Here is a 26041-nt window from a genome sequence, read left to right as displayed (position 1 = left end):
CGCCTGCGGTTTTTGGATCATAAAAATTTTTCAGTTTTATTTTTCTTCAAACCAGACCGCCAGACCGCGCCAGTGCTGGCGCTTTTGCGTAAAACCAGAACTGAAAAGAGTGAAAAGAATTTCAGTATTTTTCAGTTTAGTGGATCTTAACAGGATCTGATTGTGAGCTTAACATCCAGAAAAATATGAATATTTTTTGATTTTTGTGAGTTGAATGGATCAAGTTATGTTGGTGCGAGGAGGGAAATAGAAACCCGCGAAACCAAGTAGGGTGCGGGTTTGTGGACAGTAATCTGTTATATAAAAACTGAAATCTATTCTTTCTTTTTCCTCTCGTCCCATGACTCAAGAATATACAAAACAAGCGTATGAGCTGAGTTAATTGCAAGCCTTGCATGGCGAGGCAGAACCTTATAGGACTTTCTTCCTGCGCCGTGTGCTGTGCTGGCATGTGTACGAAAAGCGCAAATACCATCTACTATAGAGAACAATCCTGTGAGGATTCTGCGCAGATCATTATCCTCAATGACTTGTGGATTCATACCTAAACTATCTTTCACTACCTTCCAGACGCTCTGAAGGTCTTGTTTGGCGGGCATTTGTAAACCTTCGTCTGTAATATAAATTTTGCATACAGATTCAAGAATGTTACATGCAGCCGAAACTGATTCTTTTGGCTCTTTTTGAATGTGCTCCAGGGCTCGATTGAATTCCATTTCAATCGCGGGCATGTTTCTACCTACAATTGCCTCTTGCAATGATAGCGATGGCTTCGATCCACCAGAAGCAATAAAGCCGCCTGTCATGTAAGAAAAACCGTATTTAGCCAACATTTTATTTACGTTTTCTTTGAAGGTTGGCTCGTTTTTGTTATCTGCAAGAAAGCTGAACGGCGATGGTGTAGGGTAAGATTCCTCACTCTCCATGTATCCCTCGATCAACTTGCCGAGTACCGATAAAGGGTCTTCGCACACTTTATTAATTCTACGTAACCATTCTAAAGCTTTTACATGCTTTGAACCTTCGGGAGCATCTCCCGGAGCATCGGCATAGAAAAAAAGACTATCTAAACTAGCGTGGGTTTCTACGGATGATATGTGATCGGCTACAACTGACACTAAAGGCTGCGGAATTTTTCTTTCCATTTTCCTCTAACTCGTCGTTTGAAATGTTGGTGCGTTGGCTCGCAGTGGCTAAGTCGTGCGACACTTTTGCGACACAACGGAAGAGAACAGCTAGTTTTACAAGGATTTGAGATGGATATTTTGCTGATACTAAAGGGAAAATTTGGTGGCCCCTGCTGGACTTGAACCAGCGACCAAGCGATTATGAGTCGCCTGCTCTAACCACTGAGCTAAGGGGCCGTGGCGGTGAATTATAAAGTAACTCCCCGTAGCAATCCAGCCATTCACACCTGCATGCTGTTTTTATAAACAACGCATTATCAATCCTTTATACTTCCATAACGATGTATCAGCGGGAGTAAAGATGATCAACGACATTCTGGCCCCTGGCCTGCGGGTGGTGTTCTGCGGAATCAACCCGGGCAAGTCCTCGGCGCACACCGGTTTTCATTTTGCCCATCCGGGCAATCGCTTCTGGAAGGTGATCTACCAGGCCGGGTTTACCGACAGGTTACTCAAGCCCGAAGAGGAGCAGCATCTGCTGGACACGCGCTGCGGAATTACCATGCTGGTCGAGCGGCCGACGGTACAGGCAAGCGAGGTCAACCTGCATGAACTGCGCAGCGGCGGGCGGGAGCTGGTGAAGAAGATTGAAGACTACCAGCCGGCCGCACTGGCGATCCTCGGCAAGCAGGCCTACGAGCAGGCATTCAGCCAGCGTGGGGCTAAGTGGGGTAAGCAGAGCATCATGATTGGCGTTACGCAGGTGTGGGTGTTGCCGAACCCGAGCGGGCTCAACAGGGCGACGCTGGATAAGCTGGTAGAGGCGTATCGGGAGCTGGATGAGGCGCTGATGGTGCGGGGGCTTTAGCTCCTCTGCGGCCTGATGCCCTCACCCACAGGGAGAGGGAATAAACAAAAAAAGCTCCCGATTGGGAGCTTTTTGCTGTTTATCTGGGTTAGTCGTCCAGGAAGCTACGCAGCACTTCAGAGCGGCTTGGGTGACGCAGCTTACGCAGCGCCTTCGCTTCGATCTGACGGATACGTTCGCGGGTAACGTCGAACTGTTTACCCACTTCTTCCAGCGTGTGGTCGGTGTTCATATCGATACCGAAACGCATACGCAGCACTTTCGCTTCACGGGCGGTCAGGCCAGCCAGAACGTCGTGCGTTGCGGCACGCAGGCTCTCGGTGGTGGCAGAGTCCAGCGGCAGCTCGAGGGTGGTATCCTCGATGAAATCACCCAGATGCGAATCTTCATCATCACCGATCGGTGTTTCCATGGAGATTGGCTCTTTGGCGATCTTCAGCACTTTACGGATCTTGTCTTCCGGCATCAGCATGCGCTCGGCCAGCTCTTCCGGCGTCGGCTCGCGACCCATCTCCTGTAGCATCTGGCGGGAAATACGGTTGAGCTTGTTGATGGTCTCAATCATATGCACCGGAATACGGATGGTGCGCGCCTGATCCGCGATAGAGCGGGTGATAGCCTGACGGATCCACCAGGTTGCGTAGGTGGAGAACTTGTAACCACGACGGTATTCAAACTTGTCTACCGCTTTCATCAGACCGATGTTGCCTTCCTGAATCAGATCCAGGAACTGCAGACCGCGGTTGGTGTATTTCTTGGCGATAGAGATAACCAGACGCAAGTTCGCTTCAACCATCTCTTTCTTCGCACGGCGGGCTTTCGCTTCACCGATGGACATGCGACGGTTGATGTCTTTAACCTGCTCGATGGTCAGGCCGGTCTCTTCTTCAATCTGCTGCAGCTTCTGGAGGCCGCGATACACGTCTTCTTTCACGTCGTGCAGTTTTTCAGACCACGGCTTGTTCATCGCGATAGCCGCGTTGAACCAGGTTTCGCTGGTTTCGTTGCCGGTGAAGAGGGTGATGAAGTTCTTCTTCGGCATTTTGCACTGCTCAACGCACAGCTTCATGATGATGCGTTCCTGGGTACGTACGCGATCCATCATCACGCGCATGCTGTTCACCAGGTAGTCGAACTGTTTTGGCACCAGGCGGAACTGTTTGAACACTTCAGACAGTTTCAGGATCTCTTCCTGAGCGGCTGCGTGGCTGCGGCCTTTCGCTTTGATGGTGTCACGCGTCACTTCGTACTGAGTACGCAGCTCGGCAAACTTCTCGCGCGCCAGTTCCGGGTCGATGCTGTTGTCATCATCGGCGCTGTCGTCGTCGCTCTCTTCCTCATCTTCGTCTTCGTCATCATCCATCTCTTCCTGAGACAGTTCAGAACCGACGTGAGTGGCGGTAGGTGCCATATCTTCTTCAGCGTTCGGGTCGACAAAACCGGTGATCAGGTCAGACAGGCGCGCTTCTTCCGCTTCAACGCGATCGTACTGCTCCAGCAGATAGGTTATCGCTTCCGGGTACTCAGCAACAGAGCACTGAACCTGGTTGATCCCGTCTTCGATGCGTTTTGCGATGTCAATTTCGCCTTCGCGGGTCAACAGTTCAACGGTACCCATTTCGCGCATGTACATGCGGACCGGGTCAGTGGTACGCCCGATTTCAGATTCCACGCTGGACAGTACCTGTGCAGCAGCTTCTTCCGCATCTTCGTCAGTGTTGTTGGAGGTTTCAGCCAGCAACAGATCATCGGCATCCGGTGCTTCTTCCATCACCTGAATGCCCATGTCATTGATCATTTGGATGATGTCTTCGATTTGATCTGAATCGACGATATCTTCCGGCAGATGGTCATTGACCTCGGCATAGGTCAGATAGCCTTGCTCCTTACCACGTTGGACAAGAAGTTTCAGCTGTGACTGCGGGTTTTGCTCCATAAGACGGTATCCACACTTAATTCGTTTGATTGGTGTCGGCGATGGGGCTGCCAACCTTTAAAGCGAGGGCGTACTTATATTTTTGCCGCTGCCTCTCAGTGCGGCTGCCGGGGGCTTCCCGATCGATATTCGGCACTTAAGCCGTTAAATTTATTTATTTCTTCGCCAGTTCCTGGTTAATCATCCAGAGCTCCCGGCGTTCTTCGCTGCTCAAACCGTGTGTGCGCTCGCGAGCTATCAACTCTTCCTGGCGCAGCTCAAGCATCGAATCAAACATATGGTTGAGTGAGTCGGTGAACGTTTTTTCTGCAATGTCCTTATCTGCTATATCGTCCCACATCGACAATTTTTCAAGGGTAGCGGCCTCTTTTGTGCCGCGATAATGCTCTAAAAGTTGTCCGGTGGTCAGACCTGGCTGAGACAAACACGTGTTGACCAGTTCTGAAAATAAGCCAAGTCCGGGCAATTTTTCGTGGTTCAAACCCGCCAGCGACGGCACCTGTGGCGCCAGCTCGGGGTTTTGTACCAGTAACCCTATCAGTATACGCATGGTTGTGCGTTTTAGCTGAGGCGCGGGGCGAACCGCACCGTTTTCAGCCTGTTTAGGCATTAAACGTTCAAGCTGGCTGTCATCCAGAATGCCGAGCTTGTTGCCTAGCTCCTGACGCAGGTAGATGCGCAGCGTTTCGCCGGGCACCTGACTGATTAACGGCAGCGCCAGCGTGCTGAGCTGCGCGCGCCCGTCAGGGGTACTCAAATCAACCTGCGGCATCAGGCTGTTAAACAAAAACGTGGAGAGCGGCTGTGCCTGCTCCATCCGCGCTTCAAATGCTGCTTTGCCCTCTTTACGCACCAGCGTATCCGGGTCTTCACCGTCGGGCAGGAACATAAAGCGCAACTGACGCCCGTCGGTCATATAGGGTAGCGCGGTTTCCAGCGCGCGCCAGGCGGCATCGCGTCCGGCGCGGTCTCCGTCGTAACAACAAATCACGTTGTTGGTCACGCGGAACAGCAGCTGGATGTGATCCGCCGTCGTGGACGTTCCTAACGACGCAACCGCGTAGTTAATGTCGTACTGCGCCAGCGCAACGACGTCCATATAGCCTTCGACGACCAGAAGACGCGGAGGTTCCGCGTTATCCTGCTGCGCCTCATAAAGGCCGTAAAGCTGGCGGCCCTTATGGAAAATATCGGTTTCCGGGGAGTTGAGGTACTTCGGCAGGGCATCACCCAGCACGCGACCACCAAAACCAATTACCCGGCCTCGCTTGTCGCGGATTGGGAACATTACCCGTTCGCGGAAGCGGTCGTAGCTTCGTCCCTGGTCGTTGGTGACCAGCATGCCTGCATCGATGAGAGACTTACGATCTTCGCTATTGCCGCCAAAACGCTTTAACACGTTGTCCCAGCCGGGCGGGGCGTAGCCAATAGCGAAACGCGCAATGACATCGTCGCTCAGTCCGCGCTTGTTCAGATACTGACGCGCAGGCTCAGCCGCAGAGTGCTTAAGAGACTGTTGGTAAAACGAATTCAGGCCATCCATCAGTTGATACAGCGTTTGCCGTTGATGGCGCTCGATCTGACTTGGCCCACTGCCAGCTTCATACGGCACTTCAAGGTTATGCATTGCCGCCAGCTCTTCGACGGTTTCAACGAACTCGAGCTTGTCGTAGTTCATTAAAAAATCGACGGCATTACCGTGAGCACCACAGCCGAAGCAATGGTAAAACTGCTTTTCACCGTTTACGGTGAAGGAGGGGGTTTTTTCGTTATGGAACGGACAGCACGCATGGTAATTCTTGCCCTGCTTCTTCAGCTTTACCCGCGCGTCGATGAGATCGACGATGTCGGTTCTGGCGAGCAGGTCATTGATGAAAACGCGTGGGATTCTTCCGGCCATATGCCCCAAAATTTAAGCGACTTATAAACGAAAACAAGCCGCGCATTCCTTCCGGAAGCACGGCCTTACGACTACTACTCTGTCTGTCAATTGAGGGCTGAGGCCCTCAACCAATTAGTACAGACGAGTACGGCGTGCGTTTTCGCGAGCCAGTTTCTTCGCGTGACGTTTCACAGCGGAAGCTTTAGCGCGCTTACGTTCGGTCGTTGGTTTTTCATAAAACTCACGACGACGAACTTCAGCCAGAACACCTGCTTTCTCGCATGAACGTTTGAAGCGACGCAGTGCTACGTCGAACGGCTCGTTTTCACGTACTTTAATTACCGGCATGTAACTCTCACCTTTAATAAATTCGGTTTGCCGCTGGCATCAACGCCAGCTTATTTCAAAATGGTGCGGAATTTTACTGCAAATGCTGCTGCTTTGTAAAGCACCGATGCGATTTTGAAAGGGACTTTAATAAGGGTGAGGAGTATACACGAGCCTTCTTCCTGGGGCGAACAAAGTTTTACATCAACCCGCCCAGGCTCTACACTGCGCGGTATTGAAACGAGGTAAAACAAGTCATGCGTGTACTGGGTATTGAAACATCCTGCGATGAAACCGGCATCGCCATTTACGACGACGAAAAAGGGCTTCTGGCCAACCAACTGTATAGTCAGGTGAAATTGCACGCTGACTACGGCGGCGTCGTGCCTGAACTGGCCTCTCGTGACCACGTGCGTAAAACGGTTCCCCTGATTCAGGCGGCGCTGAAAGAGGCCGGGTTGAGTTCAACCGATATTGATGCCGTGGCCTACACCGCGGGTCCGGGCCTGGTCGGCGCGCTGCTGGTTGGCGCGACGGTTGGCCGTTCGCTGGCCTTCGCGTGGGATGTGCCGGCCATCCCGGTTCACCATATGGAAGGGCACCTTCTGGCGCCGATGCTGGAAGAGAATCCGCCTGAATTCCCGTTTGTGGCGCTGCTGGTCTCCGGCGGCCATACGCAGCTGATTAGCGTCACGGGCATTGGCAAGTACGAGCTGCTGGGCGAGTCAATCGACGACGCTGCCGGTGAAGCGTTCGACAAAACCGCCAAGCTGCTGGGGCTGGATTACCCAGGCGGCCCGATGCTGTCCAAAATGGCGGCGCAGGGAACGGAAGGGCGCTTTGTCTTCCCGCGTCCGATGACCGACCGTCCGGGGCTGGACTTCAGCTTCTCCGGGCTGAAAACCTTCGCGGCCAACACGATACGCAATAACGACGACAGCGAGCAGACCCGCGCCGATATCGCCCGCGCGTTTGAAGATGCGGTGGTGGATACGCTGATGATCAAGTGCAAGCGCGCGCTGGATCAGACCGGCTTCAAGCGTCTGGTGATGGCGGGCGGCGTCAGCGCCAACCGCACGCTGCGCGCGAAGCTCGCCGAGATGATGCAAAAGCGTCGTGGGGAAGTGTTCTACGCCCGTCCCGAATTCTGTACCGATAACGGGGCGATGATTGCCTACGCCGGTATGGTGCGCCTGAACGCTGGCGCAACGTCTGACCTGAGCGTGTCCGTGCGTCCGCGCTGGCCGCTGGCGGAACTGCCTGAGGCGTGAGTTTTTTTGCCCGGTGGCGCTGCGCTTACCGGGCCTACAAAACCGTAGGCCGGGTCAGGCGAAGCCGCCACCCGGCAATAACCCGCACTACACCCGCAGCATCCCTTTCTCTTCCAGAAACGCAATAATCGTCCCCAGACCGTCTCCCGCTTTCAGATTGGTAAAGGTCCATGGACGCTCGCCGCGCATGCGGTTGGTGTCGCGCTCCATCACCTCCAGCGACGCCCCCACGTACGGCGCGAGATCGGTTTTGTTGATCACCAGAAAATCGGACTTGGTGATCCCCGGCCCGCCCTTGCGCGGGATTTTTTCCCCTTCGGCCACGTCGATCACGTAAATGGTCAGATCCGCCAGCTCCGGGCTGAAGGTCGCGCTCAGGTTGTCCCCGCCGCTTTCCACGAAGATCAGATCCAGATTGCCGAACTTCTCGCTGAGCGCTTCCACCGCCGCCAGGTTCATCGAGGCGTCTTCGCGGATGGCAGTATGCGGGCAGCCGCCGGTCTCCACGCCCACGATGCGCTCCGGCGCCAGCGCGCCCGCCTCGGTCAGGATGCGCTGATCCTCTTTGGTGTAGATATCGTTGGTCACCACCGCCAGGTGATACGTGTCGCGCATTGCCTTGCAGAGCGCTTCCAGCAGCGCGGTTTTGCCTGACCCTACCGGGCCACCCACGCCCACGCGCAGGGGATGTTTGTAATCAGCCATGTTGACTCCTCAGGAACGGAATAGTCGTGAATATTGGGTTTCGTGGCGCGCGGAGGCGATGGCGGACAGCGGCGTAGCGGCCCCCAGCGCGTCGTCGCGACGTAAAAAGGCCTGTTCAAGCCCGGCGGCAAAATGGTCGCTCAGCTCGATAATCAGCTGCTGCGCGGCCTGCTGCCCAAACGGCACCAGCTTGACGCCTGCCATGACCGCGCTCTCAATCCAGCTGTAACCGAGGCTCAGCGCCAGCTCGCGCACGTCAATGCCCCAGCGCACGCCGAGCCACGCCATGCCGCAGAGCTGGCTTTGCCTGCACAGCGCCAGCCATTCTGTCGGGCAGTCCGGCTCCCAGCTTTTGATGAGACGCGTAAAGGCCGCTCCGCGGTTGCGTTCTTCTTCGCGCAGCTCGCGCGTTTCCCGACAGGCGAGCAGGTATGCCGTCCAGCGTCTGGCCGTCGCCAGGTCGTTCCGATTGCAGGCCTGGCAGAGACGGTGAAACAGCGGCAGATCGACGCAGAAAAAACTCTGCTCCATCTGCTGGATCTGCCAGCGTTTAAAGGCGTCGGCGTTCGCGACCCAGCCCGCCTCCACGGCCCACTCCAGCCCCTGCGACCAGGTAAACGACCCGACCGGCAGGCTGCTGCTGGAGAGCTGCATCAGGCGCAGCCACTGGCGGGCGTGCTCCATCAGCTCATCAGCGCCAGCAGGGCGGAGACGATCAGCCCGCCGCCGAAGGTTTTACGCAGCCCGTCGTGACGGCGCAGCAGCAGCCCAGCGGCAAAGCTGGCGCACAGCACCGTGGCGCTGGCGAACATAAACCCGCTGGTGAACAGCCAGAAGCTATGGCCGGACATCTCCACGCCGTGCGCCCAGCCGTGGAACATCGCCAGGGCAGGCACCGCGAGCAGCAGACGGTTTTCAGTCTTAAACATCATCACGCCGCTGACCGCCAGCGAGGCGATAATCAGCATCTCCATGCCGCTAAAGCCGCCGAGCAGGCTGCCTGCGATGGCGCCGACAAGCATCATCCCGAGGGTGGCAAACGGCAGCAGGAGCTTGCGGCCGCTCAGTGCCGAGAGCACGCCTGCACCGGTGAGCATCAGGAGATGATCGAGCCCGGTCAGAGGATGGAAAAAACCAGCCTGAAAGCTGTCGGCACCGTGGCCGGGATGCGCGAGCGCGGGAACGGAAAAAGCCAGCAGTAACAGGGGGAGTAACTTGCGCATGATGGATCCTTAATGTGAATGGGCGTGAGCGTGGCTATGGCTGTGGGCATCGCTGGCATACGCGCCCGCTTCCGGTTCAAACGGCAGGCTGGCGTAGGTCACCTCCAGCCCAAACTGGCGCAGCATATCGTCGAGAACGTGATCGTGGTGATAGCGCAGCTCGCCGGGCATCACCTGCAGCGGCACGTGGCGGTTGCCCAGGTGGTAGCAGGCGCGGGCGAGCAGGAACGGATCGGCGCAGCGCACCACGGAGACCGACTCCGGGGCGGCGATCACTTCGATCACTTCGCTGCCGTCGTCGGTGGTCAGCAGGTCCCCCCCGCGCAGCAGCAGGCCGCGCGGCAGCATCAGCCCGGCTTCGCGCCCGTCGTTCAGCGCTACGCGGGCGCGGCTTTTCACCCGTACGTCAATCGGCAGCGTGACGCTGGCGGTAGTCGGGTGCGCGTGGTCCAGACGTTGGGTCAGATAAATCATCATCACTCCTCAAAACAGGAAATAGCGTTGCGCCATCGGCAGAACGTCAGCCGGTTCGCTGGTAATCAGTTCGCCGTCGACGCGCACCTCGTAGGTTTGCGAATCAACGGTGATGTTCGGTTGCAGAGCGTTGTGGATCATGTCCGCCTTTTTCACCGTCCGGCAGCCTTTCACCACCGCGGTGGCGCTCTGCAGGTTGAGCTGCTGCGGGATGCCGTTCGCACTGGCGGCCTGCGAGATAAACGTCAGCCGCGTAGCGTGGCGCGCGGCGCCCAGCGCGCCAAACATCGGGCGGTAATGGACCGGCTGCGGCGTGGGGATCGAGGCGTTGATGTCGCCCATCGGCGCGCAGGCGATCATCCCACCTTTGACGATGGTGGTGGGCTTGACGCCGAAGAACGCCGGGGACCAGACCACCAGATCTGCCAGCTTGCCCGCCTCAATCGAACCCACTTCATGGGCGATACCGTGGGTCAGCGCCGGGTTAATGGTGTATTTGGCGACGTAGCGCTTCACGCGGAAGTTATCGTTATCGCCGGTCTCTTCCGGCAGCGCGCCGCGCTGGACCTTCATGCGGTGCGCGACCTGCCAGGTGCGGATAATCACTTCCCCGACGCGGCCCATGGCCTGCGAATCTGACGAGGTGAGCGAAAACGCGCCGATATCGTGCAGCACGTCTTCCGCGGCGATGGTCTCCCGACGAATGCGGGATTCGGCAAACGCCACGTCCTCGGCGATATCCGGATCGAGGTGATGGCAAACCATCAGCATGTCGAGATGTTCGTCGATGGTATTGATCGTGTAGGGCAGCGTCGGATTGGTGGAGGAGGGCAGAATATTCTGGTGCGCGCAGGCGGTGATGATATCCGGCGCGTGGCCACCGCCCGCCCCTTCGGTGTGGAAGGTGTGGATGGTGCGCCCGCCAATGGCGGCCAGCGTATCTTCGACAAACCCGGACTCGTTCAGCGTGTCGCTGTGCAGCGCCACCTGAATGTCCATCTCTTCAGCCACCTCCAGCGAGCAGTTGATCGCCGCAGGCGTCGCGCCCCAGTCTTCGTGGATCTTCAGCCCGATGGCGCCCGCGGCGATCTGCTCGCGCAGGGCCGCCGGATTGGAGCCGTTCCCCTTGCCGAGCAGGCCAATATTCACCGGCAGCGTATCGGCAGCCTGCAGCATTCGGGCGATATACCACGGCCCCGGCGTACAGGTGGTGGCGTTGGTGCCCGCCGCCGGACCGGTGCCGCCGCCGATCATGGTGGTAACGCCGGAGACCAGCGCCTCTTCCGCCTGCTGCGGGCAGATCCAGTGGATGTGGGTGTCGATCCCGCCTGCGGTAACGATCTTCCCTTCGGCGGCAATCACTTCCGTCGCCGCGCCAATCGGGATCGTCACGCCGGGCTGGATGTCCGGGTTCCCGGCTTTACCGACGGCAAAGATCCGCCCGTTCTTGACGCCGATATCGGCTTTCACGATCCCCCAGTGATCGACGATCAGCGCGTTGGTCAGCACCAGATCAACGCAGTCGTCTGCGGTCATCTGCCCCTGACCCATGCCGTCGCGGATCACCTTCCCGCCGCCGAACTTGACCTCTTCGCCGTAGATCGTGAGATCGTCTTCCACTTCAATCCACAGCTCGCTGTCGGCCAGCCGGACTTTATCTCCGGTGGTGGGGCCAAACATATCGGCATAGGCCCGGCGTGAAATGTCAGCCATGTTTCACCTCGCCCATTACCTCACCGCGAAAGCCGACAATACGCTGCGCACCCGCGACCTGAACCAGCGTCACTTCCCGCTTCTGGCCGGGCTCAAAGCGCACGGCGGTGCCTGCCGGGATGTTCAGCCGGTAGCCTCGGGTCGCCTCACGGTCAAACTTCAGCGCCGGGTTGACCTCGTAAAAGTGATAGTGCGATCCGACCTGGATCGGCCTGTCGCCGTGGTTTTCGACAATCACGGTTTGGGTTTCGCGCCCGACGTTGATAGCAATCGTGCCGGGCTGGATCTGGTATTCGCCTGGGATCATCACGCGCTCCTTAGACGATCGGGTTGTGGACGGTGACGAGCTTGGATCCGTCCGGGAAGGTGGCTTCCACCTGAATGTCCGGGATCATCTCCGGCACGCCCTCCATCACCTGGTCGCGCGTCAGGACGTGGCGGCCCGCCTCCATCAGCGAGGCGACGGTTTCGCCATCGCGCGCGCCTTCCATGATGAAGGCGCTGATCAGCGCGACCGATTCCGGGTAATTGAGCTTTACCCCGCGCGCAAGGCGGCGTTCGGCAACCAGCGCGGCGGTGAACAGCAACAGCTTGTCTTTTTCTCTGGGAGTCAGTTCCATAGCGTTTCTCTTATGTCTGCCAGATGCGCGGCGAACAGGCGGTTTTGGTGGTGAGAAGCGGGCGAAGCGACTGCCAGATATCGCGCATCACCCGCTGGCAAATCAGGTTATCGTGGGAGAGAAAACGCACCGACAGCAGCTCGTCGGTGAGCGTTGCCCCCGCAAAATGGCCCAGAGGCGCGAGCAGCGCGCGCACCGTGTCGAGATGTTCTTCATTGGCCGGATAGAACAGCAGTGTGCCGATCCACGGGTGTCCGGCAACGGGCGTGAGATCGCCGTCGCCGAGGTGCTGGCGCTCTATCAGGCGCGGTTCGTCATCCACCCACACCTCAAGGCGGCTCTCCAGCGTGCCGTGGCTGAAGGTCTCACCGATCACCGGTCGTCCCAGACAGTACAGCTCCCACGCCAGCAGCGTGCTGGAGGCCTTCAGGTGGAAGGCGGAGCGCAGCGCGGCATTCGCCCCGGGGAAGATAATGGTGTCCTGCGGTAGCCACTCCAGCGTGGATCCCTCATCAAGATAAAAGTGCTGATGCAGGCGAGCCTGCGGGCCGCTGCTGCGATAGAACTTGCTGGCGCCGGGCATGGTGATAAGCGTGTGGCTTTTGGCGTCCAGCCGAACGGAAATGTCCAGCGTATCGCCGCCCACAACCCCGCCCGGCGGGTGCAGCAGGTAAAGGTGGCAGGTCTCGCCTTCAGGGTAAAACGGACGCTGAACGGTAAGCGGCCCGACGTGATGAGCGGAGTGCAGGAGGGTTTTCTCAGGGGTGTGACAAAACTGCAGGGCAAGCGACGCCTGCCAGCCTTTGTACGAATTATCAGTGACCTGAGCTGCTAACATGCTGCATCCATCTGCTCATCATCGGGGTCGTTTCAGTATGCCCTGGCAGAATTGAAGGCTGTCATATGAGTCGCTTATGGATAAAAAAACGGCTCATATGAGCCGGTTTCAAACTTTTGATAATCGCCCGGCGGCGCTACGCTTGCACGGGCCTACAAGAGAATGCGCAATGTAGGCCGGGTAAGCGCAGCGCCACCCGGCAGGAAAGGCTAGCGGTAATCCTCCGCATCCACATCATACCCCGACGGCTCCCAGCGGATCGCCAGCAGCGAGGCCAGGCCGATAAATGGCGCCAGCGCAATCACCCAGAACACGGCGGTATCCAGCGAGGCGACCAGCAGCGGGAACAGGAACAGCGACAGCGTCGAGCTGCTGCGCATCAGCGTCTGGTTAAGGCCAACGCCGACGCCGCGCAGCGAGGTCGGGTAGCTCAGTGAGGCAAACGTCATGGTATGCGCGCCCGGGCCGAAGCCCTGGCCGAACAGGAAGAGCGCCAGCATCGCCACGGCAAGCACGCCTTCGGTGGCGCCTTCCGGGCGACCAATTAGCCCCAGGCCCAGCAGCGCGACCAGCTGGCAGGCGTAACCCGCCAGCGACATCCGCCATGCGCCGAAGCGCGGCACGTAGCGTACCGCCAGCAGTCCGCCGACGAAGGCAAACAGCAGGTTAAGCACCAGAGAAATCAGGATGGTGGTCAGCATCGACTGGACAAAGAAGCTGGAGATGATCACCGGCAGACCAAACGCCACCGCGTTATAGGCGAACGAAGAGACGACGGACAGCAGCGTGGCGAGCGTCGTGCGGCGTAAGTAGACGCCGCGGAACAGGTTCAGATAGTTGGACCATTTCGCTTTATTCACGACGGGAGCTGGCTGGCTGAGCGCATCCTGCGGCACGTGGGCATTGATGTTATACGATTGACGCAAAATAGACGCCGCCTCCTTCAGGTTGCCCTGATTTGCCGCCCAGACCGGCGATTCGCTCATATAGCGGCTGCGGATGGCGATAATCACCAGCGCGGGTACCGCGCCGAAGCCAAGGATCAGGCGCCACAGCCAGTCGCTGTGGCTTTCCGGCAGCACGGCGTAGAAGAACAGCACCAGTAGGTAGGAGATACTGATGGCGGCATACCAGGTGGGGCACCACATGGCGACGCTGGAGGCCTTATTGCCGGGGCCTTTTAGCCTGGCGAACTCGCTTAAAAATGCCATCGCCACGGGAAGGTCGATCCCGACGCCAAGCCCCATGACAAAGCGGGCACCCGCCAGCACATATTCGTTCGGGGCCAGCGCACAGGCGATGGCGGCCACCACGAAGAAGAGCATGTCGGCCATAAAGACGCGATAGCGCCCGATTTTATCCGTGAGATAACCGCCGAGCAGCGCCCCGACAATCGCGCCAAACGTAATGGCGGACGCCACCATGCCGGTACCGGCGGGCGTCAGGTTAAATTCGCGGGTGATATCTTTTATGCCGAAGGCCAGCGCGCCCAGATCGTAGGCATCGAGGAAAATCCCGCCCAGCGCGATACCGATCACGATGCGAGCATTGGCCCGGCCCTGAGAACCATCATTAACGAGGCGTGAAACATCCGATGCGCTGCGCACCCACTGGATGTCGCCATCGGAACGTTTTCCTGCCGTTGAAAGGGGGGTTGTTTCTGTGATTTCTGCCATTTTCTTCTTATGTGGTTGTGTTGTGTCATTAACAGTTACCACAGGCAGAAGGTGACCAAAATCACATTTGGCTATAAGGCATAACTAACCTTACGGGGCGTCTTTTTTCTTCCTCTTGAGCTTCGTCCAGATTTTGGTCTCCTGACGACGCCACAGGCGCTGAATATTGTCGTGATGACGCAGCAGGATAAGGCAGGAGAGCATCGATACCGGGAAGGTGAACTGAGGTTTGAACCACCAGACGTAGAACGGGGCGATCAGCGCGCTGACGATAGCGCCCAGCGACGAATAGCCGCTCAGCAGAATGGTGAGCAGCCAGGTGCCAGCCATCACGCCGGTTAAATCCCAGCCGATAGGCGCAATGGCACCAAAGGCGGTTGCCACGCCTTTGCCGCCTTTAAAACCGAAGAATACGGGCCAGATGTGGCCGACACAGGCAGCAATGGCAATGAGGCCCAGCCAGAACGGCGTGACGCCTAGCGCATACGCGCCCCAGACGGGTAGCATCCCTTTCAGAACATCAAAAATCAAAACTGCTACGGCTGCTCCCTTGCCGCCAATTCGTAGTACGTTGGTCGCTCCCGGATTCCCGGAACCACTTTCACGCGGGTCAGGTAACCCGGCGATGCGGCAGACCAGAATGGCGCTGGAGATTGAGCCGCAAAGATAGGCGAGGAGGATCATTCCAGGCGCGATTGCACTCATAACGCTGTTCCGTTTTGAAAATGTATCTGTATTCTCAGCATCTGTGGATAATACGCATAATTCGCCGGAAGTGGTATCCGGTTTAGCCAAAAAGCAGGCAGGTCGTGATGGATATTGTATTTATAGAGCAACTTTCGGTAATCACCACTATTGGTGTTTACGACTGGGAACAGACCATCGAGCAGAAGCTGGTGTTCGATATCGAAATGGGCTGGGATAACCGCAAGTCGGCAAAAAGCGATGACGTGAACGACTGTCTCAGCTACGCCGACATCAGTGAAACGGTCATCGGCCACGTGGAAGGGCAACGTTTTGCGCTGGTCGAACGGGTGGCGGAAGAAGTCGCAGAATTGCTGCTGAAAAAATTCAACTCACCGTGGGTGCGCATCAAGCTGAGCAAACCGGGCGCGGTGGCGCGCGCGGCCAATGTGGGCGTCATTATCGAGCGTGGCACAAATCTGAAAGGGAAGATTTAACGTCATAATAGCTAAACCATTTTAGGTTATACCGGTCTTAAAGCTGTATCTTTCACGGTAGCCGTTGGGGCGACCGTTTTTTTTATATTTTTTTAGGGGTTTATAGATGAGCGATATGCACTCGCTGCTGGTGGCGGCAATACTGGGTGTGGTCGAAGGATTGACGGAGTTTTTACCGGTTTCCAGTACCGGCCATATGATCATCGTTGGTCATCTGCTGGGCTTTGAAGGCGATACCGCCAAAACGTTTGAAGTGGTGATCCAACTGGGGTCTATTCTTGCGGTGGTGGTGATGTTCTGGCGCCGTCTGTTTGGCCTGATCGGTATCCATTTTGGCCGTCCGCCGCAGCACGAAGGGATGAGTAAAGGCCGCCTGTCGCTGATCCATATTCTGCTCGGGATGATCCCGGCGGTGGTGCTGGGCCTGGTTTTCCACGACGCCATCAAATCGCTGTTTAACCCGATTAACGTGATGTACGCGCTGGTGGTGGGTGGCTTCCTGCTGATCGCCGCGGAAGTGCTGAAGCCAAAAACGCCGCGCGCGGAAGGGCTGGACGATATGACGTATCGTCAGGCGTTTATCATTGGCTGCTTCCAGTGTCTGGCGCTGTGGCCGGGCTTTTCCCGTTCAGGCGCAACCATCTCCGGTGGGATGCTGATGGGCGTAAGCCGTTACGCCGCGTCAGAGTTCTCGTTCCTGCTGGCGGTGCCGATGATGATGGGGGCCACCGCGCTTGACCTCTATAAAAGCATCGGTTTCCTCACCACGGGCGACATTCCGATGTTCGCCGTCGGCTTCATCACCGCGTTTATCGTGGCGCTGATTGCCATCAAAACCTTCCTGCAGCTGATTAAGCGTATCTCGTTCATTCCGTTCGCGATCTACCGCTTTATCGTTGCCGCTGCGGTTTACGTGGTCTTCTTCTGACCGACTGCCCTCAGTCTTTTGGCTGAGGGCAATGCTTTTCCTTCCACTCTGATACCGCCTGAATCCGCCGTTTCGTCAGCTCTTCGCGAATGTCCGGGCCTTTGAATCCCGCCTCGACAACGTCCTTCGTCGGCACCGCTTTGGCTACCTCCCAGGCTTTACGCAGTAAACGTCCCTGCGGGTAGTCACAGGCTTCAAACCCGGTACGCCCGCGCACGTCAGCCTCGCTGGTGAGCGCGATCTGCTCCACGCGCTGGGGTTTGCGCCAGGCGTCGATGTTATCGAACAGCTTAACGATGGTGGCCGGTTTCAGGATCGGGAAGGTATGGATCAGGTCGTGGAATTCGGCCACCAGTTTCGCCAGATCGCGGATTTCGTTCGGCACGCGCAGGCGCTGGCACAGCCCTTCGACCAGCTTCACCCCTGCCGGACCGTGCCCGTGGTGCCGAGGCCAGAGCTCTTTTGGCGTTAAGCCTTTGCCGAGATCGTGGCACAGGGTGGAAAAGCGCACGTCCACGTCAGGGCTGAGCATGGCCGCCATGCTCAGGGTCATCAGCGTGTGTACGCCGGTGTCAATCTCCGGATGCCATTTCGCCGGAGCCGGTACGCCAAACAGCGCGTCTATTTCCGGGAACAGCACCTTCAGGGCGCCGCAGTCGCGCAGAACCTGGAAAAAGACCTGCGGGTTACGCGTGGTGAGCGCATTCTCGGTCTCTTTCCAGACGCGCTCTGGCGTCAGGTGTTCAAGCTCGCCCGCCTCGGTCATGGCGGTCATCAGCGCCATGGTCTCATCGGCAATTCGGAAGCTGAGATGGGCGTAACGCGCGGCAAAACGCGCCACGCGCAGCACGCGGAGCGGATCTTCAGAAAACGCCGGGGAGACGTGACGTAAGAGACGGTTGCGCAGATCGTCCTGGCCGCCATAAGCGTCAATAATCTGGCCGTGCTCGTCCTGCGCCAGCGCGTTAATGGTGAGATCGCGACGCAGGAGATCGTCCTCCAGCGTGACGTCCGGCGCGGCATAGCAGGTGAAGCCGGTATAGCCCGAGCCCGATTTCCGCTCAGTACGCGCCAGGGCGTACTCTTCGCGGCTTTGCGGGTGCAGAAACACGGGAAAATCGCGGCCTACCTGCTGGTAGCCCGCGTCGAGCATCTCTTCCGGGGTGGCGCCAACCACCACCCAGTCTTTATCTTTGACCGGCAGACCTAACAACGCATCACGTACCGCACCACCGACCAGATAACTCTTCACACCTGACACTCCCGTTTTCTCTTTTCCAGAATGATACGTAAGTCTGGCAGAGAAGACGAATTAGTTCATCCAGCGATCTTTACGCTTACGGCTTGGGATCAGGTGCGGCAGAACCAGACCCAGCACCAGGCCGACGCCCAGCACGCCGCCGCCATACATAAACCACTGCATGATGATGGTGCGCTGTTTGTCATCGAGCTGCAGGTTGGCGGCATTCACTTTCTTCTGCGCGACAATCAGCTCGTTTTTCAGCTTCTGGTTCTCTTCTTTCAGGCCGTTAATCACGCCGTCGCTCTGCGCCACTTTCTGCTGCATCTCGGCGGTACGCTGGTTCCAGGTTCCGTCGATATTGTTCAGCTTGTCGGTCAGGGTTTTCACCTGATTTTCCAGATCCGGTACGCGGGTGCGCAGGCTTGGCACGGTGCTCAGCTCTTTCAGCGGGATCCAGGACGTGCGGCCAGAACTGTCGCGAACCTGACCGTAGTTGGTGTCCGCGTTGGTCTGTAACAGGGTGACTTCCTCGCCGGCATTTACCGTGCCCACGAGGCGATAATTATCTCCGGGGCCACTGCGTACCCAGGTGTTCAGTTCGTCAGAAACGTAACGCTTCTCTTCAGCGTGCACTGCGGTTGCGGCGCTAAAAGCGAGTAAAGTAAGTCCAATCAGGCGTAATTTAAGCATCATTAGTCGTTATTTTCATAAATAGTGGAACGATAGTAGTGGCAACAGTGTCTCTACGCAAAGCATTCATCAGCAATCAGAATCATCTGTGTCACGACTCTACACATTTACGCCCGTCAAATTGCTCATTGCATGGCAATTTGGCGCAAAATACTATGTACTGACAAACAAATGGCGAGGAAGTTCGCCCTCATTGACGCGTCTGTGACGCCCGCAAAAGTACAAGGCTATGGCTCAGGAAATCGAATTAAAATTTATCGTCGAAAAAGACAGCGTTGACGCACTCCGCCAGCATCTGCATACGCTCTCCGGCGAACACCATGCACCGGTACAACTGCTTAATATCTATTACGAAACGCCGGATAACTGGCTACGCCGCCACGATATGGGGCTGCGCATCCGTGGCGCGAGTGGGCGCTACGAGATGACGATGAAAATTGCCGGCCGCGTGGTCGGCGGGTTACATCAGCGTCCGGAATACAATATCGACATCAGCCAGCCAGAACTTGAGCTGGAACGTTTTCCGGCGGAAGTCTGGCCGGAAGGCGAGCTGCCTGCCACGCTGGCGGAGCAGGTGCAGCCGCTGTTCAGCACCGATTTCTGGCGCGAGAAATGGCTGGTGACGGAAGGTAAAAGCCGCATCGAAATCGCCCTCGATCTGGGTGAGGTGAAGGCGGGTGAGTACCAGGAGCCGATCTGCGAACTGGAGCTTGAGCTGCTGGAAGGGGACGCAAATGACGTGCTGAAGCTGGCGCGCAAGCTGGTGAACCAGTCCGGATTGCGCCAGGGGAACCTGAGCAAAGCCGCGCGGGGTTACCATCTGGCCGCCGGAAATGCGCCGCGCGTGCTGAAAGAGACGACCATTTTGCGCGTTGCGCCGAAAGCCAGCGTTGAGCAGGGGCTGGAAGCCGCGCTGGAGCTGGCGCTTTCTCAGTGGCAGTACCATGAAGAGCTGTGGGTACGAAATGTGAAAAACGCCAAATCCCACGTGCTGGCGGCCATTGCCCTGGTGCGCCATACCCTGACGCTCTTCGGCGGTATTGTTCCTCGCAAAGCGAGCGCTCACTTACGTGATCTGCTGACGCAAACCGAAACGCTGATGCTCTCGGACGTATCTGCGCAGACGGCGATCTACAGTCCGCAAGCCGCTTCGGCAAAACTGGCGCTGACCGAGTTTCTGGTGACGCGCGGCTGGCGCGCCTTCCTGGATGCGAAAGCCGAGGCCAAAATCGCGGAAAACTTTAAGCGTTTCGCAGACATTCATCTTTCCCGTCATGCCGCTGAACTGAAGAGCACCTTTGCGTATCCGCTCGGCGATAAGTATGGCGATCAGCTTCCCCGTCTTTCGCGCAACATCGACAGCATGCTGCTCCTTTCCGGTGCCTACGACGGGCCACAGGCGCAGGCGTGGCTGGAAAACTGGCAGGGGCTGAAGCATGCCATCGAAACCCGTCAGCATATTGAGATAGAGCATTTCCGTAACGAGGCCATTTCGCAGGAGCCGTACTGGCTGCACAGCGGAAAACGTTAACTCTGGCAAGGAACCCTTAGAATGCCGCTTTCTTCACCGTTACAGCAGCAGTGGCAGACCGTTTGCGAACGTCTGCCTGAGTCATTACCGGCGTCATCGTTAAGCGAGCAGGCGAAAAGCGTGCTCGTCTTCAGTGATTTTGTGCAGGAAAGCATCGCCGTCTACCCGGACTGGCTGGCGGAGCTTGAGAACGCACCGCCGCAGGCGGACGAGTGGCGGCACTATGCCGCCTGGCTGCAGGCCGCGCTTGAAGACGTCGCGGATGAGGCGACGCTGATGCGCGTCCTGCGTCAGTTCCGCCGTCGTGTGATGGTGCGCATTGCCTGGGCGCAGGCGCTGGAACTGGTGAGTGAAGAGAGTACGTTGCAGCAGTTAAGCGAGCTGGCGCAGACGTTGATTGTCGCCGCGCGCGACTGGCTCTACGCCGCCTGCTGTAAAGAGTGGGGCACGCCGTGCAGCGAGGAAGGGGTTCCTCAGCCGCTGTTGATTCTGGGGATGGGCAAGCTGGGCGGTTGCGAGCTGAACTTCTCCTCCGATATCGACCTGATTTTCGCCTGGCCTGAGAACGGCTCCACGCGCGGCGGCCGTCGCGAGCTGGACAACGCCCAGTTCTTTACCCGCCTCGGTCAGCGTCTGATTAAGGCGCTGGATCAGCCGACGCAGGACGGGTTTGTCTACCGCGTGGACATGCGTCTGCGTCCGTTCGGCGACAGCGGGCCGCTGGTGCTGAGCTTTGCCGCGCTGGAGGATTACTACCAGGAGCAGGGGCGCGACTGGGAGCGTTATGCGATGGTCAAAGCGCGGATCATGGGCGACAGCGATGACGCCTACGCCAACGAGCTGCGCGCCATGCTGCGCCCGTTCGTGTTCCGTCGCTATATTGACTTCAGCGTGATCCAGTCCCTGCGCAATATGAAAGGGATGATCGCCCGTGAGGTTCGCCGTCGCGGGCTGAAGGACAACATCAAGCTCGGCGCGGGCGGCATTCGCGAAATCGAATTTATCGTCCAGGTCTTCCAGCTGATTCGCGGCGGACGCGAGCCGTCGCTACAGTCCCGCTCGCTGCTGCCGACGCTGAGCGCTATTGAGCAGCTTCACCTGCTGCCGGACGGCGACGCGCAAACCCTGCGCGAGGCCTATCTTTTCCTGCGCCGTCTGGAAAACCTGCTGCAAAGCATCAACGACGAACAGACCCAGACCCTGCCGGGGGATGACCTTAACCGGGCGCGTCTGGCCTGGGGGATGCGCGTGGATGACTGGTCAACGCTGACCGAACGGCTCGATGCCCATATGGCAGGCGTGCGCCGCATCTTCAACGAGCTGATCGGTGATGACGAAAGCGAATCGCAGGACGATGCCCTTTCCGAGCACTGGCGTGAGCTGTGGCAGGACGCGCTCCAGGAAGATGACACCACCCCGGTGCTGTCGCACCTAACCGACGACGCGCGCCATCGCGTGGTGGCGCTGATTGCCGATTTCCGTCTTGAGCTGAACAAGCGCGCCATTGGCCCGCGCGGCCGTCAGGTGCTGGATCACCTGATGCCGCACCTGCTGAGCGAGGTCTGCTCGCGGGCGGATGCGCCGGTGCCGCTGTCGCGCATGATGCCGCTGCTGAGCGGGATCATCACGCGCACCACGTACCTTGAACTTTTGAGCGAGTTTCCGGGGGCACTCAAGCACCTGATTACGCTCTGCGCCGCCTCCCCGATGGTGGCCAACAAGCTGGCGCGTTATCCGCTGCTGCTGGATGAGCTGCTCGACCCGAACACCCTGTATCAACCCACGGCGACGGATGCCTACCGTGACGAGCTGCGTCAGTATCTGCTGCGCGTGCCGGAAGAGGACGAAGAGCAGCAGCTGGAGGCGCTGCGACAGTTTAAGCAGGCCCAGATGCTGCGCGTGGCGGCGGCGGATATCGCCGGAACGCTGCCGGTAATGAAAGTGAGCGATCACTTAACATGGCTCGCGGAAGCGATCATCGACGCGGTCGTGCAGCAGGCATGGGTGCAGATGGTGTCCCGCTACGGCCAGCCGAAGCACCTTGCTGACCGGGAGGGGCGAGGCTTTGCCGTGGTCGGTTATGGCAAGCTCGGCGGCTGGGAGCTGGGATACAGTTCCGATCTGGATTTAATTTTCCTGCACGACTGCCCGGTTGACGTGATGACCGACGGCGAGCGTGAGATTGACGGGCGTCAGTTTTATCTGCGCCTGGCCCAGCGCATCATGCACCTGTTCAGCACCCGCACTTCGTCGGGCATTTTGTATGAAGTCGATGCGCGCCTGCGTCCGTCCGGTGCGGCGGGTATGCTGGTCACCTCAACGGAGTCCTTCGCCGATTATCAGAAGAATGAAGCCTGGACCTGGGAGCATCAGGCGCTGGTGCGCGCCCGCGTGGTGTATGGCGATCCGCAGCTCAAAACGCAGTTCGATGCCGTCCGTAAGGATGTGATGACCACCCCGCGCGAGGGCAGTACGCTGCAGACGGAAGTGCGCGAGATGCGCGAGAAAATGCGCGCGCACCTGGGTAATAAACACCGCGATCGCTTTGATATCAAAGCCGACGAGGGCGGGATTACCGATATTGAGTTCATTACCCAGTATCTGGTGCTGCTCCACGCGCACGACAAGCCGAAGCTGACCCGCTGGTCGGATAACGTGCGCATTCTGGAGCTGCTGGCGCAAAACGACATTATGGACGAGCAGGAGGCGCAGGCTTTAACCCGCGCCTACACCACGCTGCGCGACGAGCTGCATCACCTGGCGCTACAGGAGCAGCCGGGGCACGTGGCACTGGACTGTTTTGTCGCAGAGCGCGCTCAGGTAACGGCCAGCTGGCAGAAGTGGCTGGTGGAACCGTGCGTAACAAATCAAGTGTGATATTATCGCGCGCAAATTGTGAATCTTTCTGGAGTCAGGAATGAAAGTAACACTGCCAGAGTTTGAACGTGCTGGAGTAATGGTTGTTGGGGATGTGATGCTGGATCGCTACTGGTATGGGCCGACCAGCCGCATCTCTCCGGAAGCACCGGTACCGGTGGTTAAGGTCGACACCATTGAAGAGCGTCCCGGCGGCGCGGCAAACGTGGCGATGAACATAGCCTCTCTGGGCGCGCACTCGCGTCTGGTTGGCCTGACCGGTATCGACGATGCGGCGCGCGCGCTGAGCAAGTCGCTGGCGGACGTGAACGTGAAGTGCGACTTCGTTTCTGTTCCGACCCACCCAACCATCACCAAGCTGCGCGTGCTGTCACGCAACCAGCAGCTGATACGCCTCGACTTTGAAGAAGGGTTCGAAGGTGTTGACCCCGAGCCGCTGCACGAGCGGATTAACCAGGCGCTGGGCAATATCGGCGCGCTGGTGCTGTCCGACTACGCGAAAGGCGCGCTGGCCAGCGTACAGACAATGATCCAGCTGGCGCGTAAGGCCAGCGTACCGGTGCTGATCGACCCGAAAGGCACCGACTTTGAGCGCTATCGCGGCGCAACCCTGCTGACGCCAAACCTCTCCGAGTTTGAAGCGGTGGCGGGCAAATGCAAAACCGAGGAAGAGCTGGTTGAGCGCGGCATGAAGATCATTGCTGACTTCGAGCTCTCTGCGCTGCTGGTGACCCGCTCCGAGCAGGGGATGACGCTGCTGCAGCCGGGCAAGGCGCCGCTGCATATGCCAACCCAGGCGCAGGAAGTGTATGACGTGACCGGTGCTGGTGATACGGTGATCGGCGTGCTGGCGGCGACGCTGGCCGCGGGTAACTCCCTGGAAGAGGCGTGCTACTTCGCTAACGCCGCGGCGGGTGTGGTCGTCGGTAAACTCGGTACCTCAACCGTGTCCCCAATCGAGCTGGAAAACGCGGTGCGCGGCCGTGCTGACACCGGTTTTGGTGTGATGACCGAAGACGAGCTTAAAGTGGCCGTCGCCGCCGCGCGCAAGCGCGGTGAGAAAGTGGTAATGACCAACGGTGTGTTCGACATTCTGCACGCGGGCCATGTCTCCTATCTGGCGAATGCGCGCAAGCTGGGCGATCGTCTGATTGTGGCAGTGAACAGCGATGCGTCGACCAAACGTCTGAAGGGTGAAACGCGTCCGGTGAACCCGCTGGAGCAGCGTATGATCGTGCTCGGCGCGCTGGAAGCCGTGGACTGGGTGGTGTCGTTTGAAGAAGACACGCCGCAGCGCCTGATTGCAGGTATTCTGCCGGACCTGCTGGTGAAAGGCGGAGATTACAAGCCGGAGCAAATCGCGGGCAGCGAAGAGGTCTGGGCCAACGGCGGCGAGGTGATGGTGCTCAACTTTGAGGACGGGTGTTCCACCACCAACATCATCAAGAAGATCCAGAAAGACAGTCAGTAAAAAACGGGCCAGTTGGCCCGTTTTTTTATGTCGGGTGGCGGCTGCGCCTTACCCGACCTACGCGTTCATCCAGGCCCGGTAAGGCGTAGCCGCCACCGGGCTCAACAGGCCGCACTATGCCTGGTCATCCACCGGTGGAATGGCCGGCGCTGGCTTCACTTCTTCCGGCGCATTGCGGTTTTCCAGCTCGGTCAGACGCTGTTCCAGCAGTGCCAGCTTCTCGCGGGTGCGCAGCAGAACCTGCGTCTGCACGTCAAACTCTTCGCGGCTGACGAGATCAAGGCGAACCAACTGCGCCTGCAGCGTCTGGCGGATTTTCTTCTCAACATCATCACCAAATTCACGAATGCCTTTCGGCATGGATTCATGAACCTGACGCGCAATTTGCTCAATTTTCTTCGGGTCAATCATTGTCGTTTCCCTTGATGGAAAGGTGTCAGTGTCCATTGTAGCGCGTCATGCCCGGGGTAAACAAAATTGTTTGATGCTTATGCATTGCCCAGGATAATCAATAGCGTTATAGTTATCTCGCTTATTCTCAGGGCGGGGCGAAATTCCCCACCGGCGGTAAATCAGCTTAACGCTGAAAGCCCGCGAGCGCTTTGGGTGAATTCTCAAAGGTCAGCAGATCCGGTGTAATTCCGGGGCCGACGGTTAGAGTCCGGATGGGAGAGAGTAACGATCCAGTCGGGCATGGGCCCGCTCACGTTATCTTTTTGCCGCTTATACGGCGCTCCTAAGACTGCCCTGATTCTGGTAACCATAATATTAATGAGGTTTTTTTACCATGAATCAGACGCTACTTTCCTCTTTTGGCACTTCAACTCAACGTGTTGAACATGCACTGGATGCACTGCGCGAAGGCCGCGGTGTGATGGTGCTTGACGATGAAAACCGTGAAAACGAAGGCGACATGATTTTCGCCGCCGAAAACATGACCGTTGAACAGATGGCGCTGACCATCCGTCACGGCAGCGGCATCGTATGCCTGTGTATTACCGAAGATCGTCGTAAGCAGCTCGAGCTGCCGATGATGGTCGAAAACAACACCAGCGCCTTTGGTACCGGATTTACCGTGACCATTGAAGCGGCGCATGGCGTGACCACCGGTGTGTCTGCGGCTGACCGTCTGACCACCGTACGTGCCGCGATTGCTGATGATGCGAAGCCCTCCGATCTGCATCGTCCAGGCCACGTCTTCCCACTGCGCGCGCAGGCGGGTGGCGTGCTGACCCGCGGCGGTCACACCGAAGCGACGATCGACCTGGTGACGCTGGCAGGCTTCAAACCTGCGGGCGTGCTGTGTGAACTGACCAACGACGACGGCACCATGGCGCGTGCGCCAGAGTGCATCACCTTCGCACGTCTGCACAACATGCCGGTGGTAACGATTGAAGATCTGATCGAGTATCGCCAGGCGCACGAGCGCAAAGCCAGCTGAAATGGCTGATGTGAAAAAG

At 58.0% G+C, this 26041-nt stretch carries 25 protein-coding genes, 1 tRNA gene and 1 riboswitch; of the genes, 8 read left to right on the top strand and 18 right to left on the bottom strand.

Annotated elements, in window-relative coordinates:
- Positions 1–314 precede the first annotated feature (314 nt).
- Together ACEPLT_RS19305 and ACEPLT_RS19300 are read right to left on the bottom strand one after the other, a co-directional pair.
- A complete protein-coding gene (locus ACEPLT_RS19305) occupies positions 315–1145 on the bottom strand; it encodes an abortive infection family protein (protein WP_232927456.1) in 831 nt (276 codons plus the stop codon).
- 143 nt (positions 1146–1288) lie between these two features.
- Positions 1289–1364 (bottom strand) — tRNA-Ile (locus tag ACEPLT_RS19300).
- Positions 1365–1488: 124 nt separating this feature from the next.
- On the opposite strand from ACEPLT_RS19300, the gene mug reads away from it, so the two are divergent.
- Positions 1489–1995, top strand: a complete 507-nt coding sequence (gene mug, locus ACEPLT_RS19295; RefSeq protein ID WP_008503183.1) for a G/U mismatch-specific DNA glycosylase — start codon at positions 1489–1491, stop codon at positions 1993–1995.
- An 88-nt stretch (positions 1996–2083) separates the two neighbouring features.
- Here mug and rpoD read toward each other — a convergent pair whose 3' ends face one another.
- From rpoD to rpsU, 3 genes are all read right to left on the bottom strand, one after another.
- Positions 2084–3931 (bottom strand): RNA polymerase sigma factor RpoD, encoded by a 1848-nt coding sequence (gene rpoD / locus ACEPLT_RS19290; RefSeq protein WP_008503184.1) that lies wholly within the window; start codon positions 3929–3931, stop codon positions 2084–2086.
- A gap of 154 nt (positions 3932–4085) precedes the next feature.
- Positions 4086–5831: a DNA primase gene (gene dnaG, locus ACEPLT_RS19285; protein ID WP_023294585.1), complete on the bottom strand. Its 1746-nt coding sequence runs from the start codon at positions 5829–5831 to the stop codon at positions 4086–4088.
- A 114-nt stretch (positions 5832–5945) separates the two neighbouring features.
- On the bottom strand, positions 5946–6161 hold the full coding sequence (rpsU, locus tag ACEPLT_RS19280) for a 30S ribosomal protein S21 (protein ID WP_001144069.1): 216 nt from the start codon (positions 6159–6161) through the stop codon (positions 5946–5948).
- 236 nt (positions 6162–6397) lie between these two features.
- On the opposite strand from rpsU, the gene tsaD reads away from it, so the two are divergent.
- Entirely contained in the window at positions 6398–7411 is a 1014-nt protein-coding gene (gene tsaD / locus ACEPLT_RS19275) for a tRNA (adenosine(37)-N6)-threonylcarbamoyltransferase complex transferase subunit TsaD (protein ID WP_008503186.1), read from the top strand.
- Positions 7412–7498: 87 nt separating this feature from the next.
- Here tsaD and ureG read toward each other — a convergent pair whose 3' ends face one another.
- The 10 genes from ureG to plsY form a co-directional block, all read right to left on the bottom strand.
- Positions 7499–8116 carry an urease accessory protein UreG gene (gene ureG, locus ACEPLT_RS19270; RefSeq protein ID WP_008503187.1) on the bottom strand — a complete coding sequence of 206 codons (618 nt, stop codon included), beginning with the start codon at positions 8114–8116 and terminating at the stop codon, positions 7499–7501.
- Positions 8117–8125: 9 nt separating this feature from the next.
- Positions 8126–8800: an urease accessory protein UreF gene (locus ACEPLT_RS19265; protein ID WP_032653481.1), complete on the bottom strand. Its 675-nt coding sequence runs from the start codon at positions 8798–8800 to the stop codon at positions 8126–8128.
- Entirely contained in the window at positions 8800–9339 is a 540-nt protein-coding gene (locus ACEPLT_RS19260) for a HupE/UreJ family protein (protein WP_032653478.1), read from the bottom strand. The genes ACEPLT_RS19265 and ACEPLT_RS19260 overlap by 1 nt, the downstream gene beginning before the upstream one ends.
- Positions 9340–9348: 9 nt before the next feature.
- Positions 9349–9813 carry an urease accessory protein UreE gene (gene ureE / locus ACEPLT_RS19255; RefSeq protein ID WP_023326095.1) on the bottom strand — a complete coding sequence of 155 codons (465 nt, stop codon included), beginning with the start codon at positions 9811–9813 and terminating at the stop codon, positions 9349–9351.
- Positions 9814–9822: 9 nt separating this feature from the next.
- Positions 9823–11526, bottom strand: coding sequence for an urease subunit alpha (gene ureC, locus ACEPLT_RS19250; protein WP_232927446.1), 1704 nt, complete (start codon positions 11524–11526; stop codon positions 9823–9825).
- A complete protein-coding gene (locus tag ACEPLT_RS19245) occupies positions 11519–11833 on the bottom strand; it encodes an urease subunit beta (RefSeq protein WP_021242322.1) in 315 nt (104 codons plus the stop codon). Before ACEPLT_RS19245 ends, ureC begins: the two co-directional genes overlap by 8 nt.
- 10 nt (positions 11834–11843) lie before the next feature.
- Positions 11844–12146 (bottom strand): urease subunit gamma, encoded by a 303-nt coding sequence (locus ACEPLT_RS19240; RefSeq protein WP_003862556.1) that lies wholly within the window; start codon positions 12144–12146, stop codon positions 11844–11846.
- Positions 12147–12156: 10 nt separating this feature from the next.
- Positions 12157–12984, bottom strand: a complete 828-nt coding sequence (locus tag ACEPLT_RS19235) for an urease accessory protein UreD (RefSeq protein ID WP_032653471.1) — start codon at positions 12982–12984, stop codon at positions 12157–12159.
- Positions 12985–13193: 209 nt separating this feature from the next.
- Positions 13194–14660 carry an MFS transporter gene (locus tag ACEPLT_RS19230; RefSeq protein WP_032653467.1) on the bottom strand — a complete coding sequence of 489 codons (1467 nt, stop codon included), beginning with the start codon at positions 14658–14660 and terminating at the stop codon, positions 13194–13196.
- 90 nt (positions 14661–14750) lie between these two features.
- On the bottom strand, positions 14751–15365 hold the full coding sequence (gene plsY, locus ACEPLT_RS19225; RefSeq protein ID WP_008502955.1) for a glycerol-3-phosphate 1-O-acyltransferase PlsY: 615 nt from the start codon (positions 15363–15365) through the stop codon (positions 14751–14753).
- 107 nt (positions 15366–15472) lie between these two features.
- Here plsY and folB point away from each other — a divergent pair, with 107 nt between their 5' ends.
- Entirely contained in the window at positions 15473–15841 is a 369-nt protein-coding gene (gene folB / locus ACEPLT_RS19220; RefSeq protein WP_008502956.1) for a bifunctional dihydroneopterin aldolase/7,8-dihydroneopterin epimerase, read from the top strand.
- Between the two features lie 106 nt (positions 15842–15947).
- Positions 15948–16769: an undecaprenyl-diphosphate phosphatase gene (bacA, locus tag ACEPLT_RS19215; RefSeq protein WP_008502957.1), complete on the top strand. Its 822-nt coding sequence runs from the start codon at positions 15948–15950 to the stop codon at positions 16767–16769.
- A gap of 10 nt (positions 16770–16779) precedes the next feature.
- Here bacA and ACEPLT_RS19210 read toward each other — a convergent pair whose 3' ends face one another.
- Both ACEPLT_RS19210 and ACEPLT_RS19205 read right to left on the bottom strand, forming a co-directional pair.
- Positions 16780–18021, bottom strand: a complete 1242-nt coding sequence (locus ACEPLT_RS19210) for a multifunctional CCA addition/repair protein (protein ID WP_232927445.1) — start codon at positions 18019–18021, stop codon at positions 16780–16782.
- 60 nt (positions 18022–18081) lie between these two features.
- Positions 18082–18702, bottom strand: coding sequence for a TIGR04211 family SH3 domain-containing protein (locus ACEPLT_RS19205; protein WP_025912514.1), 621 nt, complete (start codon positions 18700–18702; stop codon positions 18082–18084).
- Between the two features lie 229 nt (positions 18703–18931).
- Between ACEPLT_RS19205 and ACEPLT_RS19200 the strand changes: the two genes are divergently transcribed.
- The 3 genes from ACEPLT_RS19200 to hldE are packed head-to-tail and all read left to right on the top strand — an operon-like array spanning position 18932 to position 24581.
- Positions 18932–20233: a CYTH domain-containing protein gene (locus ACEPLT_RS19200; RefSeq protein WP_447088308.1), complete on the top strand. Its 1302-nt coding sequence runs from the start codon at positions 18932–18934 to the stop codon at positions 20231–20233.
- Positions 20234–20254: 21 nt separating this feature from the next.
- The gene (gene glnE / locus ACEPLT_RS19195) at positions 20255–23110 is read left to right on the top strand and encodes a bifunctional [glutamate--ammonia ligase]-adenylyl-L-tyrosine phosphorylase/[glutamate--ammonia-ligase] adenylyltransferase (protein WP_232927444.1); all 2856 of its coding nucleotides are present in this window, start codon (positions 20255–20257) and stop codon (positions 23108–23110) included.
- A gap of 40 nt (positions 23111–23150) precedes the next feature.
- Positions 23151–24581 carry a bifunctional D-glycero-beta-D-manno-heptose-7-phosphate kinase/D-glycero-beta-D-manno-heptose 1-phosphate adenylyltransferase HldE gene (gene hldE, locus ACEPLT_RS19190; RefSeq protein WP_003862540.1) on the top strand — a complete coding sequence of 477 codons (1431 nt, stop codon included), beginning with the start codon at positions 23151–23153 and terminating at the stop codon, positions 24579–24581.
- 114 nt (positions 24582–24695) lie between these two features.
- On the opposite strand, the gene ubiK is transcribed toward hldE, so the two are convergent.
- Positions 24696–24992, bottom strand: coding sequence for a ubiquinone biosynthesis accessory factor UbiK (gene ubiK / locus ACEPLT_RS19185; RefSeq protein WP_003862539.1), 297 nt, complete (start codon positions 24990–24992; stop codon positions 24696–24698).
- Positions 24993–25111: 119 nt separating this feature from the next.
- A riboswitch (FMN riboswitch) is annotated at positions 25112–25262 on the top strand.
- A 106-nt stretch (positions 25263–25368) separates the two neighbouring features.
- Between ubiK and ribB the strand changes: the two genes are divergently transcribed.
- Positions 25369–26022, top strand: a complete 654-nt coding sequence (gene ribB / locus ACEPLT_RS19180) for a 3,4-dihydroxy-2-butanone-4-phosphate synthase (protein WP_008502964.1) — start codon at positions 25369–25371, stop codon at positions 26020–26022.
- Positions 26023–26041: the final 19 nt, after the last annotated feature.

Source organism: Enterobacter sp. fkY84-1, from assembly GCF_052974705.1.
Note: the sequence above shows the minus strand (reverse complement) of the source record. Positions and strands in the feature narration are given on the sequence as shown.

Excerpts from the sequence above, each read along its gene's own strand:
- ubiK (WP_003862539.1), bottom strand. The coding sequence starts at position 24,992 with ATGATTGACCCGAAGAAAATTGAGCAAATTGCGCGTCAGGTTCATGAA.
- ACEPLT_RS19240 (WP_003862556.1), bottom strand. The coding sequence starts at position 12,146 with ATGGAACTGACTCCCAGAGAAAAAGACAAGCTGTTGCTGTTCACCGCC.
- ACEPLT_RS19235 (WP_032653471.1), bottom strand. The coding sequence starts at position 12,984 with ATGTTAGCAGCTCAGGTCACTGATAATTCGTACAAAGGCTGGCAGGCG.
- ACEPLT_RS19200 (WP_447088308.1), top strand. The coding sequence starts at position 18,932 with ATGGCTCAGGAAATCGAATTAAAATTTATCGTCGAAAAAGACAGCGTT.
- ACEPLT_RS19305 (WP_232927456.1), bottom strand. The coding sequence starts at position 1,145 with ATGGAAAGAAAAATTCCGCAGCCTTTAGTGTCAGTTGTAGCCGATCAC.
- ACEPLT_RS19205 (WP_025912514.1), bottom strand. The coding sequence starts at position 18,702 with ATGCTTAAATTACGCCTGATTGGACTTACTTTACTCGCTTTTAGCGCC.
- ureC (WP_232927446.1), bottom strand. The coding sequence starts at position 11,526 with ATGGCTGACATTTCACGCCGGGCCTATGCCGATATGTTTGGCCCCACC.
- plsY (WP_008502955.1), bottom strand. The coding sequence starts at position 15,365 with ATGAGTGCAATCGCGCCTGGAATGATCCTCCTCGCCTATCTTTGCGGC.
- mug (WP_008503183.1), top strand. The coding sequence starts at position 1,489 with ATGATCAACGACATTCTGGCCCCTGGCCTGCGGGTGGTGTTCTGCGGA.
- folB (WP_008502956.1), top strand. The coding sequence starts at position 15,473 with ATGGATATTGTATTTATAGAGCAACTTTCGGTAATCACCACTATTGGT.
- hldE (WP_003862540.1), top strand. The coding sequence starts at position 23,151 with ATGAAAGTAACACTGCCAGAGTTTGAACGTGCTGGAGTAATGGTTGTT.
- tsaD (WP_008503186.1), top strand. The coding sequence starts at position 6,398 with ATGCGTGTACTGGGTATTGAAACATCCTGCGATGAAACCGGCATCGCC.
- glnE (WP_232927444.1), top strand. The coding sequence starts at position 20,255 with ATGCCGCTTTCTTCACCGTTACAGCAGCAGTGGCAGACCGTTTGCGAA.
- dnaG (WP_023294585.1), bottom strand. The coding sequence starts at position 5,831 with ATGGCCGGAAGAATCCCACGCGTTTTCATCAATGACCTGCTCGCCAGA.
- ACEPLT_RS19230 (WP_032653467.1), bottom strand. The coding sequence starts at position 14,660 with ATGGCAGAAATCACAGAAACAACCCCCCTTTCAACGGCAGGAAAACGT.
- ureE (WP_023326095.1), bottom strand. The coding sequence starts at position 9,813 with ATGATTTATCTGACCCAACGTCTGGACCACGCGCACCCGACTACCGCC.
- ureG (WP_008503187.1), bottom strand. The coding sequence starts at position 8,116 with ATGGCTGATTACAAACATCCCCTGCGCGTGGGCGTGGGTGGCCCGGTA.
- ACEPLT_RS19245 (WP_021242322.1), bottom strand. The coding sequence starts at position 11,833 with ATGATCCCAGGCGAATACCAGATCCAGCCCGGCACGATTGCTATCAAC.
- ACEPLT_RS19260 (WP_032653478.1), bottom strand. The coding sequence starts at position 9,339 with ATGCGCAAGTTACTCCCCCTGTTACTGCTGGCTTTTTCCGTTCCCGCG.
- ACEPLT_RS19265 (WP_032653481.1), bottom strand. The coding sequence starts at position 8,800 with ATGGAGCACGCCCGCCAGTGGCTGCGCCTGATGCAGCTCTCCAGCAGC.
- rpoD (WP_008503184.1), bottom strand. The coding sequence starts at position 3,931 with ATGGAGCAAAACCCGCAGTCACAGCTGAAACTTCTTGTCCAACGTGGT.
- rpsU (WP_001144069.1), bottom strand. The coding sequence starts at position 6,161 with ATGCCGGTAATTAAAGTACGTGAAAACGAGCCGTTCGACGTAGCACTG.
- bacA (WP_008502957.1), top strand. The coding sequence starts at position 15,948 with ATGAGCGATATGCACTCGCTGCTGGTGGCGGCAATACTGGGTGTGGTC.
- ribB (WP_008502964.1), top strand. The coding sequence starts at position 25,369 with ATGAATCAGACGCTACTTTCCTCTTTTGGCACTTCAACTCAACGTGTT.